This is a genomic window from Rhodococcus koreensis, assembly GCF_900105905.1.
Taxonomy (GTDB): Bacteria; Actinomycetota; Actinomycetes; order Mycobacteriales; family Mycobacteriaceae; genus Rhodococcus_F; species Rhodococcus_F koreensis.
Genome location: NZ_FNSV01000005.1, coordinates 4793978 through 4808505 on the forward strand (window position 1 = coordinate 4793978; position 14528 = coordinate 4808505).

Genomic DNA, 14528 nt, shown 5'->3' on the forward strand with positions numbered 1-14528 from the left:
ATGTGAGAAGTGCCGGGCGGCAGCCTCTCAGCCCTCGGTGAGGCCGCGCTCCGCCATGACCTGCTTGACGAGGGTCAGGCCGTTGAGCACGCGCGGGAACCCGATGTAGGGGATGCAGTGGATCAGGGCTCCGACGATCTTCTCCTTGGTCAGGCCGACGTTGAAGCCGGTGTTGATGTGCAGCTTCAACTGGGGTTCGGTACCCAGGGCGACGAGCGTGGAGATGGTCACCATCGTCTGCTCCTGCTGGGTGAGGCCATTGCGGGAGTAGATGTCGCCGAAGGCGAAGGAGACGATGTAGTCGGACAGGTCCGCGTCCAGGCTCTTGTAGGACTCCACGAGCTTGACGTGGTCGAACGTGTTGACGTGGTCGGTGGAGACGAGCTCCATCATGCGGTCGAGGCCGCGCTGGTAGCGATCTGTGGACATGAGTATTCCTCGTGAGCGGGTCTGAAAGTGTGGATGATGTGCAAAAAACGATACGTCGCGTAGCGAGCGGCTCGCCCATGGACGACGGATTCGGAAAGCGGCTCGTCGCCACGCTGCTCCCCTCGTTCGCAGCCCCGGGGGGAAGCGCTCCGGAATGATCGGAGCGCCTCCCATCCACGACTGAATTACTTCTGTCCCTGTGGGTTTCGCACGAGTTTCTTGTTGGCGAACTCGTTGAAACCGTACCGGGCCAGCTCGCGACCGACGCCGGACCCCTTGACGCCGCCGAACGGGAGGTCGGGCGAACTCTTACTGGTGCTGTTGATCCACACCATGCCGGTCTCGAGTTCCGCGGCGACGCGGTCGGCCTTCTCCGGACTCGAGGTGAACACGCTCGACGAAAGCCCGAACGGGGAGTCGTTGGCCAGTTCGATCGCCTCGTCCAGGGAGCCGACGCGGTGGACGACCGCCACCGGACCGAACAGTTCCTCGTCGAAGGCGCGCATCTCGCGTGTGACGCCGGTCAGGACGGTGGGCGGGTAGTAGGCCCCCTCCGGCCGCCCACCGCCCAACAGCACTTCGGCTCCGTGTGAGATCGCTTCCTGGACAAGCTCGTCCAGCTCCTCGGCTCCCGAGTTCGACGCCATCGGTCCGAGCTTGGTCTCGGGGCTGGTCGGGTCGCCGGGCTGCCAGCCGGACATCCCGTCGACGAATTTCCGCACGAACTCGTCGTACACCCGTTCCTCCACGAGGAACCGTTTCGACGCGGTGCAGGCCTGCCCGCCGTTGCCGAGGCGGCCGACGACCGCGGCGGCCGCCGCGGCGTCGACATCGGCGTCGGCGAGCACGATGAACGGGTCCGAGCCGCCGAGTTCCAGCACGCACTTCTTCATGTGCCTGCCGGCGATCTCGCCGACGGCGGACCCGGCCTTCTCGGATCCGGTCAGCGACACACCCTGGACGCGGGGATCCGCAACGGCGTTGGCAACCTGCGCCGAAGAGATGAAGGCGTTGAGGTAGACGCCCGCGGGCAGACCGGCCTCGGTCAGGACCCGTTCGATGGCGAGGGCGGACTGGGGGCAGTTCCGGGCGTGCTTGACGATGATCGTGTTGCCGAGAGCGATGTTCGGGGCAGCGAAGCGTGCCACCTGGTAGAAGGGGTAGTTCCACGGCATGATCCCGACGAGCGGGCCGATCGGCTCGGTGCGGACGACGGCCGTGCCGGATCCCGTGATGTCGAGGGGCTCGTCCGCCATGAAGTCGTCCACATGGTCGGCGTAGTACTGGTAGATCGAGGCCACCAGCTCCACCTCGCCTCGGGCCTGCGCGATCGGCTTGCCCATTTCCAGGGTGAGGAGCTTGGCCAGCTCGTCGGCCTGTTCCCGGTGGATCTCGGCGGCCCGGGTGAGGACGGCGCGGCGCCGCTCCAGCGGAGCGGTCCGCCAGCAGCGGTAGGCCGTGGTGCTCCGTCCGATGAGGTCGTCCAGCTCCGTGTCCGTGATCTCCGGGTATTGCGCGTTCTGGTCCCCGGTGACCGGGTCGGTGGTGGTGTACACACCCATGGGCGTTCTCCTGTGGTGGTGATGAACGGTGTCAGGCCGCGATCGTGTCCGCGGACTCGAAGCCGCGGTAGCCGTCGGCGGTGACGTCGGCGAGGACCGCACGATAATTGCCCAGACCACCCAGATAGAACAGGACACTGGGCTTCTTACCCGGAATGTTCGCGCCGAAAATCCACGAATCCACCTTCGTGAACACCGTCATGTTCGCGATCTCGGTGCACGTGTCCGTCCATTCGGCCTCGGCCTCCGGCGTCGGCTCGATCGCCCGCAACCCAGTGCGCTCGGCATACGCGATCGTGTCGCTGATCCACTCGACCTGCGTTTCGATGCTCGGCGGCAGATTCGTGAACGGGCCGTTCGGGCCCAGCACCATGAACCAGTTCGGGAAGTTCGCCGTGGAGATGCCCAGATAACTGGTCGGCTGCCCGCCCCAGTGGTCGTTGATGTTCAGACCGCCGCGGCCGCGGATCTCCATCCGCCGGTAATTACCGTCCACGGCGTCGAACCCGGTCGCGAAAACCAGCACATCCAACTCGTGCAGGACACCGTCCTCGGTGACCACACCGTTCGCGGTGACCTCGCGGATCGGGTTCTCCTTGATGCCGACGGCGTCGACGTTCGGCCGGTTGAAGACCCGGTGGTAGCCGTCGTCGCACAGCGGGCGCCGGGCGAACAGACCGGTCGGGGTCAGTGTGCGGGCGGTCTCCGGGTCCTCGATGACCTCGGCGATCTTGGCACGGATGAACGACGCGGCCGCCTCGTTGGCTTCCTCGTCGGTGGCGATGTCACCGAAGGTGGCGAACATGAAACGGAAACCGCCACCGTGCTGCCAGGCCTCCTCGAAAACGCGGCGGCGCTCCTGCTCCGAGACGCTCATCGCCGGCACCGTGGACTCCTCGAAGCCGAACGCCACGGACGATTTCTTGACCTGCGACCAGATCCGGTCGTAATCGGCCTTGACCGCATCGATCTGCTCGGCGGTCACGGGACGCTTGCCGACCGGGACGGAATACTGCGGCGTCCGGACGAACACGGTCAGGTGCTCGACCTCCGGCGCCAGCGCCGTGACGACCTGCTGGCCGGTGGAACCGGTACCGATCACCCCGACACGGCGGCCCGCGAGGTCCTTGCCCTCGGGCCAGGCGGCGGTGTGGATGGTCTCGCCCTCGAACGTGTCCAGGCCGGGCAGGTCCGGGAAGTTGATGGCCGAGAGCAGCCCGACGGCATTGATCACGTACGTGGCCCGATACACCGCGCCGGTGTCGGTGGTGACCTCCCACAGGGCCTGATCGTCGAGGTAGACCGCGGAGGTGACCTCGGTGCCGAAGCGGAAGTGGCGGCGCAGATCGAACCGGTCGACCACACCCTCGAGGTAGTCGAGGATCTCGGGCTGGGTGATGTACGTGTGTTCCCAGGTGCCGTCCTGCAGCAGATCCTCGTCGAAGGAAAACCGGTAGACATGACTCTCGGTGTCGGACAGAGCGCCCGGGTAACGGTTCCAGTACCAGGTGCCGCCGGGGCCGTCGGCCTTGTCGAAACCCACTGTGGTGAGACCGAGTTCGTTGTGCAACTTGTGGACGGCATAGATACCGCCGAATCCGGCGCCGATGACGACGGCGTCAACGATCTGGGGTGTGGTTCGGGAAGTCATGGCGAACTCCTGTGTCGTTCCGATGCAGAGAAAGAAGCGGGGAAGGGATGAAAGAAGTTGGGGCGGAATGGCACTGCGCGATTGCTGGGTCAGACGGTCGATTTCTCTTCCGCGTTCTGTGCCCTACCCGCCGCGGCAGTCGTAATGTGATAGCCGCCACCGCGTTTGGATCAAGGATAAAGGCAAGGTCCAGCACAACTGCGTTCCAATGTGAAACACCTTGTGGAAACTTCTGCGCGCGATCGGGCGCGACAGAATCAAGGGCGCGTTGTGGGCAGTATGCGGAAACAAAGGGCCGTGCCACGAAGATCCTGGGCCGAATGAACAGACCCCCGGGCAGTGGATCGTCGGGGGTCTGTTCATTCAGGAGTTCTCGGTGGGCTAGCTCATCGTTGCGTCTGCAGGGCGTGCTGCAGGGGTGGCAGGTTGGGGCGAGCTCAGTTGACCGATCAGCTCTTCAGCTCTCGGACCGCCGAGGAATTCTGCCGGGGTCTTCGACGTCTCGCGCATTCCGATAACCGCGATCGCACCGATTCCGGTGGCGATCGCACCGAAGAATGCGACCGGAAGCCAGCCCGACGGGCCCGCGCCGAGGAGCACGGCGGCGATCAATGGAGCGAATCCTGCAAGAAGGTTCCCGAGCTGGTTGCTCACAGCCATGCCGGTGAATCGCACGGGTGCCGGGAACTGCTCGGCGAAGAACGACGTCCACACGCCGTTGTAGCAGCTGAAGAACAGCGACATGTTGACGAACGCGAAGATCGCGATCAGCATGACATTCGCCGTCGAAATCGCCCACAGGTAGGGGAAGATGCTGAGCGCACCGCCGACAGCGCCGATCAGCATCGTTCGCTTCCGGCCGATGACGTCGGAGAGGTAGCCGGCTGCCGGGATGCCGATGATCGACAGGGCTATCGACCCGGAGATGATGGCGAGCATCGTGCCCCGCTCCACCCCGACCGAGGTGGCGTACGAAAGGCTGAACACGGCGAACAGCGTTTGCATCGACGCCATCAGTGATGCTCCGGCGACTCGGATCACGTCGCGCCAGTGATGCGTAATCACGTCGTTCAGCGGTCGCTTCCGGACCTGATCTTCCTGTCGCGCTTCGGTGAAGGCCGGAGTTTCGTCGAGATGGCTTCGCACGTAGTAGGTGATGACGACGACTACGGCACTGAGCCAGAAGGGAATTCGCCAGCCCCAGGTGTAGAGTGCGTCGTGGGGCAGCATCGCGATCGGGAGGAACACGACGGTGGCCAGTGAGCAGCCGACGGCGTAGCCGACCATGACGAAACTGGTGAAGAACCCCCGGCGTCCGACCGGGGAATGCTCGACGGTCAGCGTCGATGCGCCTGCCGATTCGGCACCGGCGGAGAATCCTTGAACGACGCGGAGGGCGACCAGCAGCACCGGGGCGACCAGGCCCAGCTGGTCATACGTCGGAAGGCACCCGATGGCAAAGGACGCGACGCCCATCATCACGACGGTGGCCAGCATGACGCGTTTGCGGCCGAGCCGGTCGCCGAAGTGTCCCATCACCACAGCGCCGACCGGGCGGGCGACGTACCCCACGGCGAAGGTGGCGAACGATGCGATGAGCGCGACGGTGGGGTCGCCGGAGGGGAAGAACAGCACGTTGAAGACCAAGGCGGCTGCGGCGCCGTATACGAAGAAGTCGTAGTACTCCAGCGCGCTGCCGAGGAGCGCGGCCGTCGCCGCGCGACGGGGAGTCATCGCGGGCGGCGACGAGGTCGTGCTTGTCATGTGTTTCTCCTGAAGCAGGCTCAGTGGTAGCAGGGCGGGGGCCGAGGATGTTTGTGACCCTTGGCATCGGCGGGGCGACCTTGTGACGGCCGCCACGGCGTGTGGATCAAACGTAAGAGAATGTTCCAACCCACCTGTGTTCCGATGTGAAACACCTCTTGCCCTACCAGGTCGATATTCCGAAGGCCGCCGATCGGCGTCCCCGGTCGGTACCCCTGGTATCGGTCGCGGGGATACTCTGGGATCACCCGCCCGCCGACGACGGGATTACTCGAGCCTGGCACCGGTGTGGTGACGCCGACCGGGATGGGGTGTGCGATGGCCGAATTCGACCCGTTTGCCACCCAGCGTGACAACGCCGGGGACATCACGGCAGAGCTGGAAGCCGCCGGATTCACCGATCTCGAAGAAATCGGCCGCGGAGGGTTCGGCGTCGTCTACCGATGTCGTCAGCCGCATTTGGACCGCACGGTGGCGGTCAAGGTACTCGCCGCGGACCCGGCGCCAGAGGATTTGGAGCGGTTCCTGCGCGAGCAACGGGCGATGGGCCGGCTGTCCGGGCATCCCCACATCGTCACCGTTCTGCAGGTGGGCACCACCGCGGCGGGCCGCCCTTACCTCGTGATGCCGTATCACCGGTACGGCTCGCTCGACGCCACGATCCGCCGCACCGGCCCCCTGAACTGGGCCGATACGCTGAATCTGGGGATCGCGTTGGCCGGGGCTCTCGAGGCTGCCCACCGGGCCGGGGTCGTGCACCGCGACGTCAAACCGGCCAACATCTTGCTGACCGAGTACGGCGACCCGCAGTTGGCCGATTTCGGGATCGCCCGAATTCCCGGGGGCTTCGAGACCGGTACCGGTGTGATCACCGGTTCGCCCGCGTTCACCGCCCCCGAGGTCCTCGCCGGGCAGAGCCCCACCCCGGCGTCGGACATCTACAGCCTGGGCGCGAGCTTGTTCTGCGCGCTTACCGGGCACGCAGCGTTCGAGCGGCGCAGCGGCGAGCAACTCGTGGCCCAGTTCGTGCGGATCACCACCGAGCCGGTGCCGGATCTGCGGGATCCGGCCATTCCCGCTGCGGTGACGGCGGTGATCGGGCACGCCATGGCCGCCGAACCGACGGCTCGCCCACACACTGCGGCTGAGTTCGGGGACGAGTTGCGCGACACTCAGGCCCGGGCCGGAGCACTCGCCGACGTGCCCACGGTCGCGCCGGAATCGGTGCCCGTGCCGACCGAGACACCCGCCGGCACGCAACGTGTGCGGCGTGCGCCGCCGACTCCGGCGACGAAGTTCCGGCCACCCACCGCACCGAAGGCCCTGGTGCGCCGGGCACGGCTGCTCGAGGCTCTGCGGGCCGCGAGGCGGCGCCGACTGGTACTCATCCATGCGCCCGCCGGGTACGGCAAGTCCACCCTTGCCGCCCAGTGGCGCGAGGTGCTCGTCTCCGGAGGCACTGCGGTGGCGTGGCTCTCCGTCGACAACGACGACAACAACCTCGTGTGGTTTCTCGCGCACCTGATCGAGGCGATCCGGCGTGTGCAGCCCACCCTGGGTCACGATCTCGGTCAGGTACTGGAGGACCGCGGGGCCGACGCCGACCGCTACGTGCTGACCTCATTGGTCGACGAGGTGCACGACCGAGGGCTACCGGTGGCGGTGATGATCGACGATTGGCACCGGGTCACCGATTCCGCGACCCTCGCCGCCCTGGGCTACCTGCTCGACAACGGCTGCCACCACCTTCAGCTCATCGTCACCAGCCGGACCCGGTCCGGACTGCCGCTCGGCCGAATGAAGGTTCGCGACGAACTGGTCGAGGTCGCCGCCGCGGACCTGCGTTTCGACCTGGACGAATCCACCCGGTTTCTCGTCGACGTGAACGGACTCGCGCTCGCCGATTCCGAGCTCGCCGCGCTGACAACTTCCACCGACGGGTGGGTGGCCGCTCTGCAGCTCGCGTCCCTGTCGCTCCGCGGCCGATCCGATGCGGGCGAATTGATCGCCCACCTGTCCGGGCGACATCACGCCATCGGCGAGTTCCTTGCCGAGAATGTGCTGAGCGCACTCGAACCCGAACTTCTCGACTTCCTGATGGCCACCTCGATTCCGGAACGAATCTGCGGCGACCTCGCGGGGGTCCTTGCCGACACGACCCGCGGGCAGGCGCTACTCGAGGAGGTCGAAGAGCGGGATCTGTTCCTGCGCAGCCTCGACGACGACCGGGACTGGTTCCGCTATCACCATCTGTTCGCCGAGTTTCTCCGACGCCGGCTCGAGCGCGACGCACCCGAGCAACTCGCACGGTTGCACCGGAGAGCGTCGGACTGGTTCGCCAACCATCACGCGCTCGGCGAGGCGGTCGATCATGCGCTGGCCGCCGGCGATGACGACCGTGCCGTCGACCTGATCGAGTCGCACGCGATGAACCTGATCGAAAGCTCGAAGATGGGGACGGTCCTCGCTCTGGTCGCGAAACTTCCCGCACTGCTCGCACAGAACCGGGCCCGGCTCCAGCTGATCGTGGCGTGGGCCAACGTCCTGCTGCATCGGCTCGAGCCGATGCAGGCCTCCCTGGCGCGGGTCGAGGCTGCCCTCGACGAGCACACCCTGACCGAGGCGCAGGTGATCGATCTGCGGGTGGAGGCGGCAGTCATCGCCGACGTCGGTCGGTGCCACGCCGACGTCATCGACGGGGCCGGCGAGCAGGTCCGCGAATGTTTGACACGGCCGAACACCCTGCCGCCCTTCGTCGTCGCCGCGGCAGCCGACGTCACTTCCTTCGCCGACATCTGCACTTTCGACTTCGACGCCGCCCGTCGACTGCAGAACTGGGCACGGCCCTACCACCAGCAGACCCGCGGCCCGCACTTCGGGATGATCGGGCACTGTTTCGCCGGTATCGCCGCCAACGAACTCCTCGACATCACCGCCGCCGAGGATCACTTCCGGGCCGCCTGGGACCTCGCCGTTTCCACCGTCGGTGTCCACTCGTATGCGGCACAGCTGTCCGGGGCCCTGCTCGGTGACCTGCTGTATCAGCAGGGCACGATCGATGAGGCCGAGCGCCTGCTGGATGCCAGTTACCGCCTCGGCGCCGAGGGCGGCGTCGTGGATTTCATGCTCGCCAGTTACGGCACCGGAGCCCGGATCAAGGCCCTGCGCGGTGACATGCCCGCGGCCGCGCAGCGGTTGGACGAGGGCGCCGACACCGCCCGGAAGTTGTCACTGCCGCGGCTCGCCGCGCGGATCGACAACGAGCGGATTCGCTGCGGATGGGAACCGGGCACCGAATTCCACTCTCGGACAGAGCGGTCGACGCCCGGAAACCAACCCACCGTCATCGGCAGACGAACGACCGAAATCGACGAAGACTCCCAGATCCGGCTGCTCCTGACCGCCCACGCCTACGCCCAAGCCTGCACCCGAGTCGAGGCGGTGGTGCGGACACTCGAAACAGCGCGGCGACCGCGGGCCCTCCTCGAGGCGAGGATGCTGCACGCCCAGTGCCTGGCCGCCGCGGGAAGGGTCATGGACGCGAAACAAGTCCTCATTCCCGTTGCCGCCGACTGCGCCGAATACGGCCTGCCCCGACTGGTTGCCGACGGCGGCGAACTCGTCACCGCACTCCTCACCGGGATCGCCGACGATCAACGCCACGGCCGCTGGCGGCCCGAATGGCCGTCCATCCCGGAGTCCTTCCTTACCCAGACGCACCCGCACTAGCGTCCCGGAGTGCGCCTCTCACCGAAGAAACGCATGTGGCGGGCCGGTCAGCGCTGTTACTGCACGGCCGAAACCTCGGGGAGTGAGGGCAGCGGCCGGGATGCGACGTCCCGTGCCTCGTCCGGGGCGACGCCGACCATGCACAGCATCGCCTGGGCGAAGACTTCGTCGGTGCGGTCCTGTGCCGGCACTGGCACCACGTGATGGAGGGTCGACAGCAGAGCGCCGAATACGCACGCCGTGGCTATCTCGACATCGGGAATCGTGAAGCTTCCGCTGTCCACGCCCTTGCGCAGGTCGCGGGCGGCCCGGGGGCCGAGGATGTCGATCAGCTTGGGGTGGGCCACGCCGAGGCGCACCACGAACCACCCCCACAGGGGACTGATCGCATGGCGCACGAGGTGCCACAGCGACGAGGAAACACCTCGGCGGCGCCGGGCAGCCTCGGCGACCGCTCCTGGGCGCGAGCGCGTTTCGATATCGTCCGGGCGCCCGTGGGCGTCTGACGTCCGATCCCGGATCAGCGGACCGCGTTGCCGAGGTCGACCGTGCTCACGTCGACCTCCAGCGGGATGATGTCGCTGCGCACCCAGGTTTCGTAGACGTCGTACCGGAGACCTTCGGGCGTCCAGGACGTCGAGCGGATGCACAACATGGGTTCGTTCTCGTCGATCGCCAGCGCCTCGGCGATCTCCGGCGTCGGCCTGGCGGCGCGGATGATGCGGTTGGCGCCGCCCAGGCTGAATCCCGCGTTCGTCAGCAGTGTCGTCAGCGACGCCTCGCCGGCGAGCACGTCGGTCGCGGACGCCAGGACCGGAGTCAGGATCGGCGGGCTGTAATTGGTACTGAACAGTGCGGGCGTGCCGTCGAGGGAGCGAACCCGCACCAACTCGAAACCCACTGTCTCGCTCGGCAGATTCAGCGCCTGGCAGACGTGGTCGGGAAAGGTGGCAGTTCCCGAGCGCAGCACCCGGGTGCTCACCGACCGGTTCTGGTGGCCCATCGCATTCTCGAGGAAGCCTTCCTTGCCCTGGATGACCCAACCGGTGCCGTCCTTGGGGGCGCTGGCGAACACTCCGCGGTTCGGGATTCGCTGAGCGACCCCGCGAGATTCCAGGAACTGCAGAGCCTGACGGACGGTGGCCCGCGACAGTTCGAACTGGACGGAAAGCTCGTTCTCGCTGGGCAGCTTGGCTCCGCGGGCGATGGCCCCCGACGAGATCCGACCCTCCAGCACGGACGCCAGCTGCTGGTAGTACGGCACAACCGACTGCCGATCGATCGAACCCTCGGTACTCGTAGTCACGGAGCGGCTCCTTTCGGCTCACTGATGTCTCGATCGTAGGTGTTGAACGGCCAGGCGTTGTCCACGACCTTGCCCCTTGTCCATTCGCGACCCACCCAATAGAGTGCAGATTGTACGTACGATACGTATAATCTTATGCGACAGGATCAAGGGCCTCGAAACCCCCTCCGCACCGTTCGCCGCCTGGGCCGACACCGACGTCACCGGATTCATGATGACCCCCGGACAGGTCAAACAAACCGAAAAATTCTTCGCCGAACACCCACACCTGAGCCGCGTACTCACCATCGACACCTACTACGACGTCACCACCCTCGACGGCGGCGGCTCCCACGAACTGATCACCACTGTCGAAGAAGCCGTCCGCATGGGCGTCGACGCCGTCAAAATGCTCTTCCCCTGGAACATCTCCCGCAGCGAACGCGCCACCATGTGCGCCCGCGTCGGCAAGATCGTCACCGCCTGCGACGCCTGGGACATCCCCCTCGTCCTCGAACCGGTCATCATGGGCGCACCCCGCACCGACGACGTCGTCATCCAAGAAGAAAAGGTCGCCCGCATCGCCTACGACCTCGGCGCCCACATCATCAAGATCGCCTTCCCCGGCGAGGAACGCACCGCCCGCCTCGTCGACGAACTCCGCGTCCCCCTCGTCATCGCCGGCGGACCACTGGCCGGCGACGTCGACGACACCGTCGACGCCATCGGGCAGACCCTGCGCGCCGGCGCCCGCGGAATCATCGTCGGCCGCAACATCTGGCAACGCGAACGCAGCGAAGGCGAACGCGTGCTCAAGGAGATCGGCACCCTGACCCGGGGCGTCAGCTTCACGTCCTGAGCGGGTGAACGGCAGCGGCGGACGCGTCGGCGAGCCTGCCCGGCTCGCCGTCGCCGCCGGCCATATGTCTTGACAAATAGGGATACTGGAACGTACTAGTTGTGTACGACGTCTCCCGACAGGAAGTGCACAGCGATGAAAATCGGACTACTCACCGACTCGGTCAGCCATCTGCCCTTCGACGCTGCACTGGACCTGGCGCGCACCCACGGACTGTCGTCCGTCGAGGTCGCCACGGGAAACTGGTCGGAGAGTCCGCATGCCGATCTACCCGCCCTCGTGTCGTCCGACGGGGCGAGGGAGGAGTTCCTCGGCAAGATCACGTCCCGCGGTCTGACCCTCAGCGCTCTCACCGCCAACGGCAACCAACTCCACCCCGTCACCGGGGAGCGGCAGGCCGAAGTCGTCCGCGACACCATCACGGTGGCCAGTGCGCTCGGAGTCCCGACAGTGGTCCTCATGTCGGGATTGCCGGGCGCCGAGGGTGACTCGTCGCCCAACTGGATCACCACGTCCTGGCCGCCGGAGAACTTGGACATCCTCGCCTACCAATGGCAGGAGGTGGCAATTCCGTACTGGAAGGAACTCGCCGCCTTCGCGCGCGACGCGAACGTGCGTCTTGCCGTCGAAGCCTGTGGCGCCCAACTCGTCCACAACGCGTCGACCCTGCACCGGCTGATCGACAGCGCCGGGGCCGACGTCGTCGGCGCCAATCTCGACCCCTCACACCTCATGTGGATGGGCGCAGACATCCCCGCCGTCATCCGATCCCTCGGCGAGTCCATCTTCCACGTCCACGCCAAGGACATCCGGATCAACCGGTGGAACGCCGACAACGACGGACTGCTCGACACCGTTCCGATCACCACCCCGCACGACCGCGCATGGAACTACGTCACCCTCGGCCTGGGACATCCGGACGGGCAGCAGTTCTGGGCCGACTTCGTCTACAACCTCCGGTCCGTCGGCTACGACGGCACGCTCAACATCGAGCACGAGGACGCGCTCGTCAGTTCGATCGAGGGCGTAGGCCGGGCGGCCGAATTGCTGAACCAGGTGGTGCTCACCGAAACCCCCGACTGGACACCCGCCCGCGTGTAGGTGGACAACCGTATAGACGGACCGCGTGTTCGCCAGGTAACCCTTACTCTATGAGCGACAACGGCGCAGACAGTCGACCCGCACAGGTTCGGGCGCCGTGGGAAACCGGGACACCTAGGAGCGCGACCATGCCGCTGGCACCGTTCGACCCCATCACCGCGATCTACACACCGGCGCACGCCTGGATGTACGAGACCATCGTGGCACCGGCCGTCTACCGCTCACGCCGCGTCATCGACGAGTACTTCCTGCCGCATCTCCCCCCGAACGCCCGCATTCTGGACGTCGGATCGGGTGGGGCGCTGTTCACCAAGTACATCGCCGACCAGCGCCCCGACGTGCACATTCTGGGCCTCGATCTGTCGCAGGCGCAGATCAAGCGCGCCACCAAACGCATGCGCAGCTACGGCGACCGGGTGCGCTTCGACGTGGGCGACGCCACGAAGCTCGACTTCGCCGATCAGACATTCGACGGCGTGATCAGCTACGGCTCCATCAAGCACTGGTCGTCGCGCGAGGCCGGCCTCGCCGAGTGCGTGCGCGTCCTGAAGCCGGGCGGACCGCTGCTGATCACGGATGCGGACCGCAGCACGAGGTTCGAGGACGCCGAGAAGTTCGTCGAGGACTACAAGGCGCCGCGCATTCTCGGTCCGGTCAACCTGGCGATCTTCCACACCTGGATCGCCGGGCGCTCGATCAGTCTCGACGAGGCGCGTGACCTCGCGGACCGGATCGAGCTCGACGACGCGACCGTAGCGCGCATCACCGACATGCCGCTCGTCATGATTTCCGGTCGCCGGCCGGCGTGAACGTCACGGTCGGTCGCCTGCCCGGGCCGGCAGTGACGCGATGCCGTTGACGAATGCGGAGAGCAGCAGCTCCGGCTCGCCCACCGTGTGGAGTCCGGGGTGGGCGGTGAACAGTTCCTCGAGCATGACCCGCAGCTCGAGCTTCGCGAGGTTCACGCCCAGGCAGTGGTGGATGTCTTTCGCACCGAAACCGAGCTGCTTGCCCGCGTTCGGGCGGGTGATGTCGAACCGGTCCGGATCGTCGAAGACGCGCTCGTCGTGGTTCGCGGACAGGTACCACATGACGACCTTGTCCCCGGCTGCGATGTGGGCCCCGCCGATCTCGGTGTCGACGGTCGCGGTGCGCCGCATGTAGGGCACCGGGGACGCGAAGCGGATCACCTCGTCGATCGTGTTGTCGATGTGGCCGGGAAAGTCGGCGAGCAGCAATTCCTTCTGGCCGGGGTGCTCGCTGAGCAGGTGCAGCGCCCACGCCAGCGCTTGCCGGGTGGTCTCGTAACCCGCCGTGATCAGCAGGATGACGAACGACCCGAACTCCGTCGGCGTGAGGGTCTCCCCGTCGACCATCGTCGACACCAGGCGGGACGTCAGGTCGTCGCCGGGGTCCGCCTTGCGTTTCTCGCCCAGTTCGAGGGCGTACCCGTAGATCTGACCGAGACCCGCCGCACCGCCGGGGGCGGTGACGAACTCCTGATCCCCACCCCCGGAAATGACGTCGGCGGCCGCCGCCAGGATCATCGGCCGGTCGCGCTCCGGGATCCCGAGCAGCTCGCAGATGACCTGCACCGGCAACCGGGTCGCGACCTCGGGGACGAAGTCGAACACCGTATCTCGGGGCAGGTCGGCGGCGATCTGCGCGGCGTAACCGCGCACCCTCTCGGCGATGCCCCGCACCGACGCGGCGGTGAACGCCGATTGCACGATCCCCCGCAGATGCTGGTGCCGGGGGTTGTCCATCGCGATCATCGACATGGCGAACTCGAGGATCTCGACAGGGACGTCGTCGATGGTGAAGCCCTTGGCCGAGGAGAAGACCTCCGGGTTCCGGCTCACCGCCAGCACGTCGTCGTAGCCGACGACCGACCAGAAACCCGGACCGTCCGTTTCGGTGTGGAACTCGATAGGCGACCGCTGACGAAGCCCCTCGAACAGGGCGCGACGATCCGCGAAGCTGCGGTCCCAGAACACGCGTGTGGCAGGCGAGATGATTCTTTCGGACGCAGAACCCGTCACCGGTCCCCCTCGGTCGGTCGAACAGTCACTGCGACCCTACTGGGCGACCAGCGGTTGCGCAGGTGAGGAATCACCGCAGGTCAACGGCTATCATAGAGTCGGCCTG

The 14528-nt window shown here is 66.4% G+C and carries 11 protein-coding genes; 4 read left to right on the top strand and 7 right to left on the bottom strand.

Annotated features, from left to right (window positions below):
* Window positions 1-27: 27 nt before the first annotated feature.
* From BLV94_RS26455 to BLV94_RS26470, 4 genes are all read right to left on the bottom strand, one after another.
* A complete protein-coding gene (locus BLV94_RS26455) occupies window positions 28-429 on the bottom strand; it encodes a carboxymuconolactone decarboxylase family protein (RefSeq protein ID WP_072943626.1) in 402 nt (133 codons plus the stop codon).
* A gap of 185 nt (window positions 430-614) precedes the next feature.
* Window positions 615-1991, bottom strand: a complete 1377-nt coding sequence (locus BLV94_RS26460; RefSeq protein WP_072943628.1) for an NAD-dependent succinate-semialdehyde dehydrogenase — start codon at window positions 1989-1991, stop codon at window positions 615-617.
* A 31-nt stretch (window positions 1992-2022) separates the two neighbouring features.
* Complete coding sequence (locus BLV94_RS26465) at window positions 2023-3642, bottom strand: flavin-containing monooxygenase (RefSeq protein ID WP_072943629.1); 1620 nt, start codon at window positions 3640-3642, stop codon at window positions 2023-2025.
* Window positions 3643-4023: 381 nt separating this feature from the next.
* On the bottom strand, window positions 4024-5406 hold the full coding sequence (locus BLV94_RS26470) for an MFS transporter (protein ID WP_244163664.1): 1383 nt from the start codon (window positions 5404-5406) through the stop codon (window positions 4024-4026).
* Between the two features lie 318 nt (window positions 5407-5724).
* Between BLV94_RS26470 and BLV94_RS26475 the strand changes: the two genes are divergently transcribed.
* Entirely contained in the window at window positions 5725-9135 is a 3411-nt protein-coding gene (locus BLV94_RS26475; protein WP_072943847.1) for a serine/threonine-protein kinase, read from the top strand.
* Window positions 9136-9191: 56 nt separating this feature from the next.
* Here the strand turns inward: BLV94_RS26475 and BLV94_RS52150 are convergent, their stop codons facing one another.
* Together BLV94_RS52150 and BLV94_RS26485 are read right to left on the bottom strand one after the other, a co-directional pair.
* Entirely contained in the window at window positions 9192-9533 is a 342-nt protein-coding gene (locus tag BLV94_RS52150) for a hypothetical protein (protein WP_244163665.1), read from the bottom strand.
* Between the two features lie 122 nt (window positions 9534-9655).
* Window positions 9656-10441 (bottom strand): GntR family transcriptional regulator, encoded by a 786-nt coding sequence (locus BLV94_RS26485; protein ID WP_072943631.1) that lies wholly within the window; start codon window positions 10439-10441, stop codon window positions 9656-9658.
* A gap of 103 nt (window positions 10442-10544) precedes the next feature.
* Between BLV94_RS26485 and BLV94_RS26490 the strand changes: the two genes are divergently transcribed.
* The 3 genes from BLV94_RS26490 to BLV94_RS26500 all read left to right on the top strand — a co-directional run bounded on the left by BLV94_RS26490 (window position 10545) and on the right by BLV94_RS26500 (window position 13189).
* Window positions 10545-11279 (top strand): class I fructose-bisphosphate aldolase, encoded by a 735-nt coding sequence (locus BLV94_RS26490; protein WP_072943632.1) that lies wholly within the window; start codon window positions 10545-10547, stop codon window positions 11277-11279.
* A gap of 135 nt (window positions 11280-11414) precedes the next feature.
* Entirely contained in the window at window positions 11415-12380 is a 966-nt protein-coding gene (locus BLV94_RS26495) for a sugar phosphate isomerase/epimerase family protein (protein ID WP_072943633.1), read from the top strand.
* 128 nt (window positions 12381-12508) lie between these two features.
* A complete protein-coding gene (locus BLV94_RS26500; RefSeq protein WP_072943634.1) occupies window positions 12509-13189 on the top strand; it encodes a class I SAM-dependent methyltransferase in 681 nt (226 codons plus the stop codon).
* A gap of 3 nt (window positions 13190-13192) precedes the next feature.
* On the opposite strand, the gene BLV94_RS26505 is transcribed toward BLV94_RS26500, so the two are convergent.
* Window positions 13193-14422, bottom strand: coding sequence for a cytochrome P450 (locus BLV94_RS26505; protein ID WP_072943635.1), 1230 nt, complete (start codon window positions 14420-14422; stop codon window positions 13193-13195).
* Between the last annotated feature and the right edge of the window lie 106 nt (window positions 14423-14528).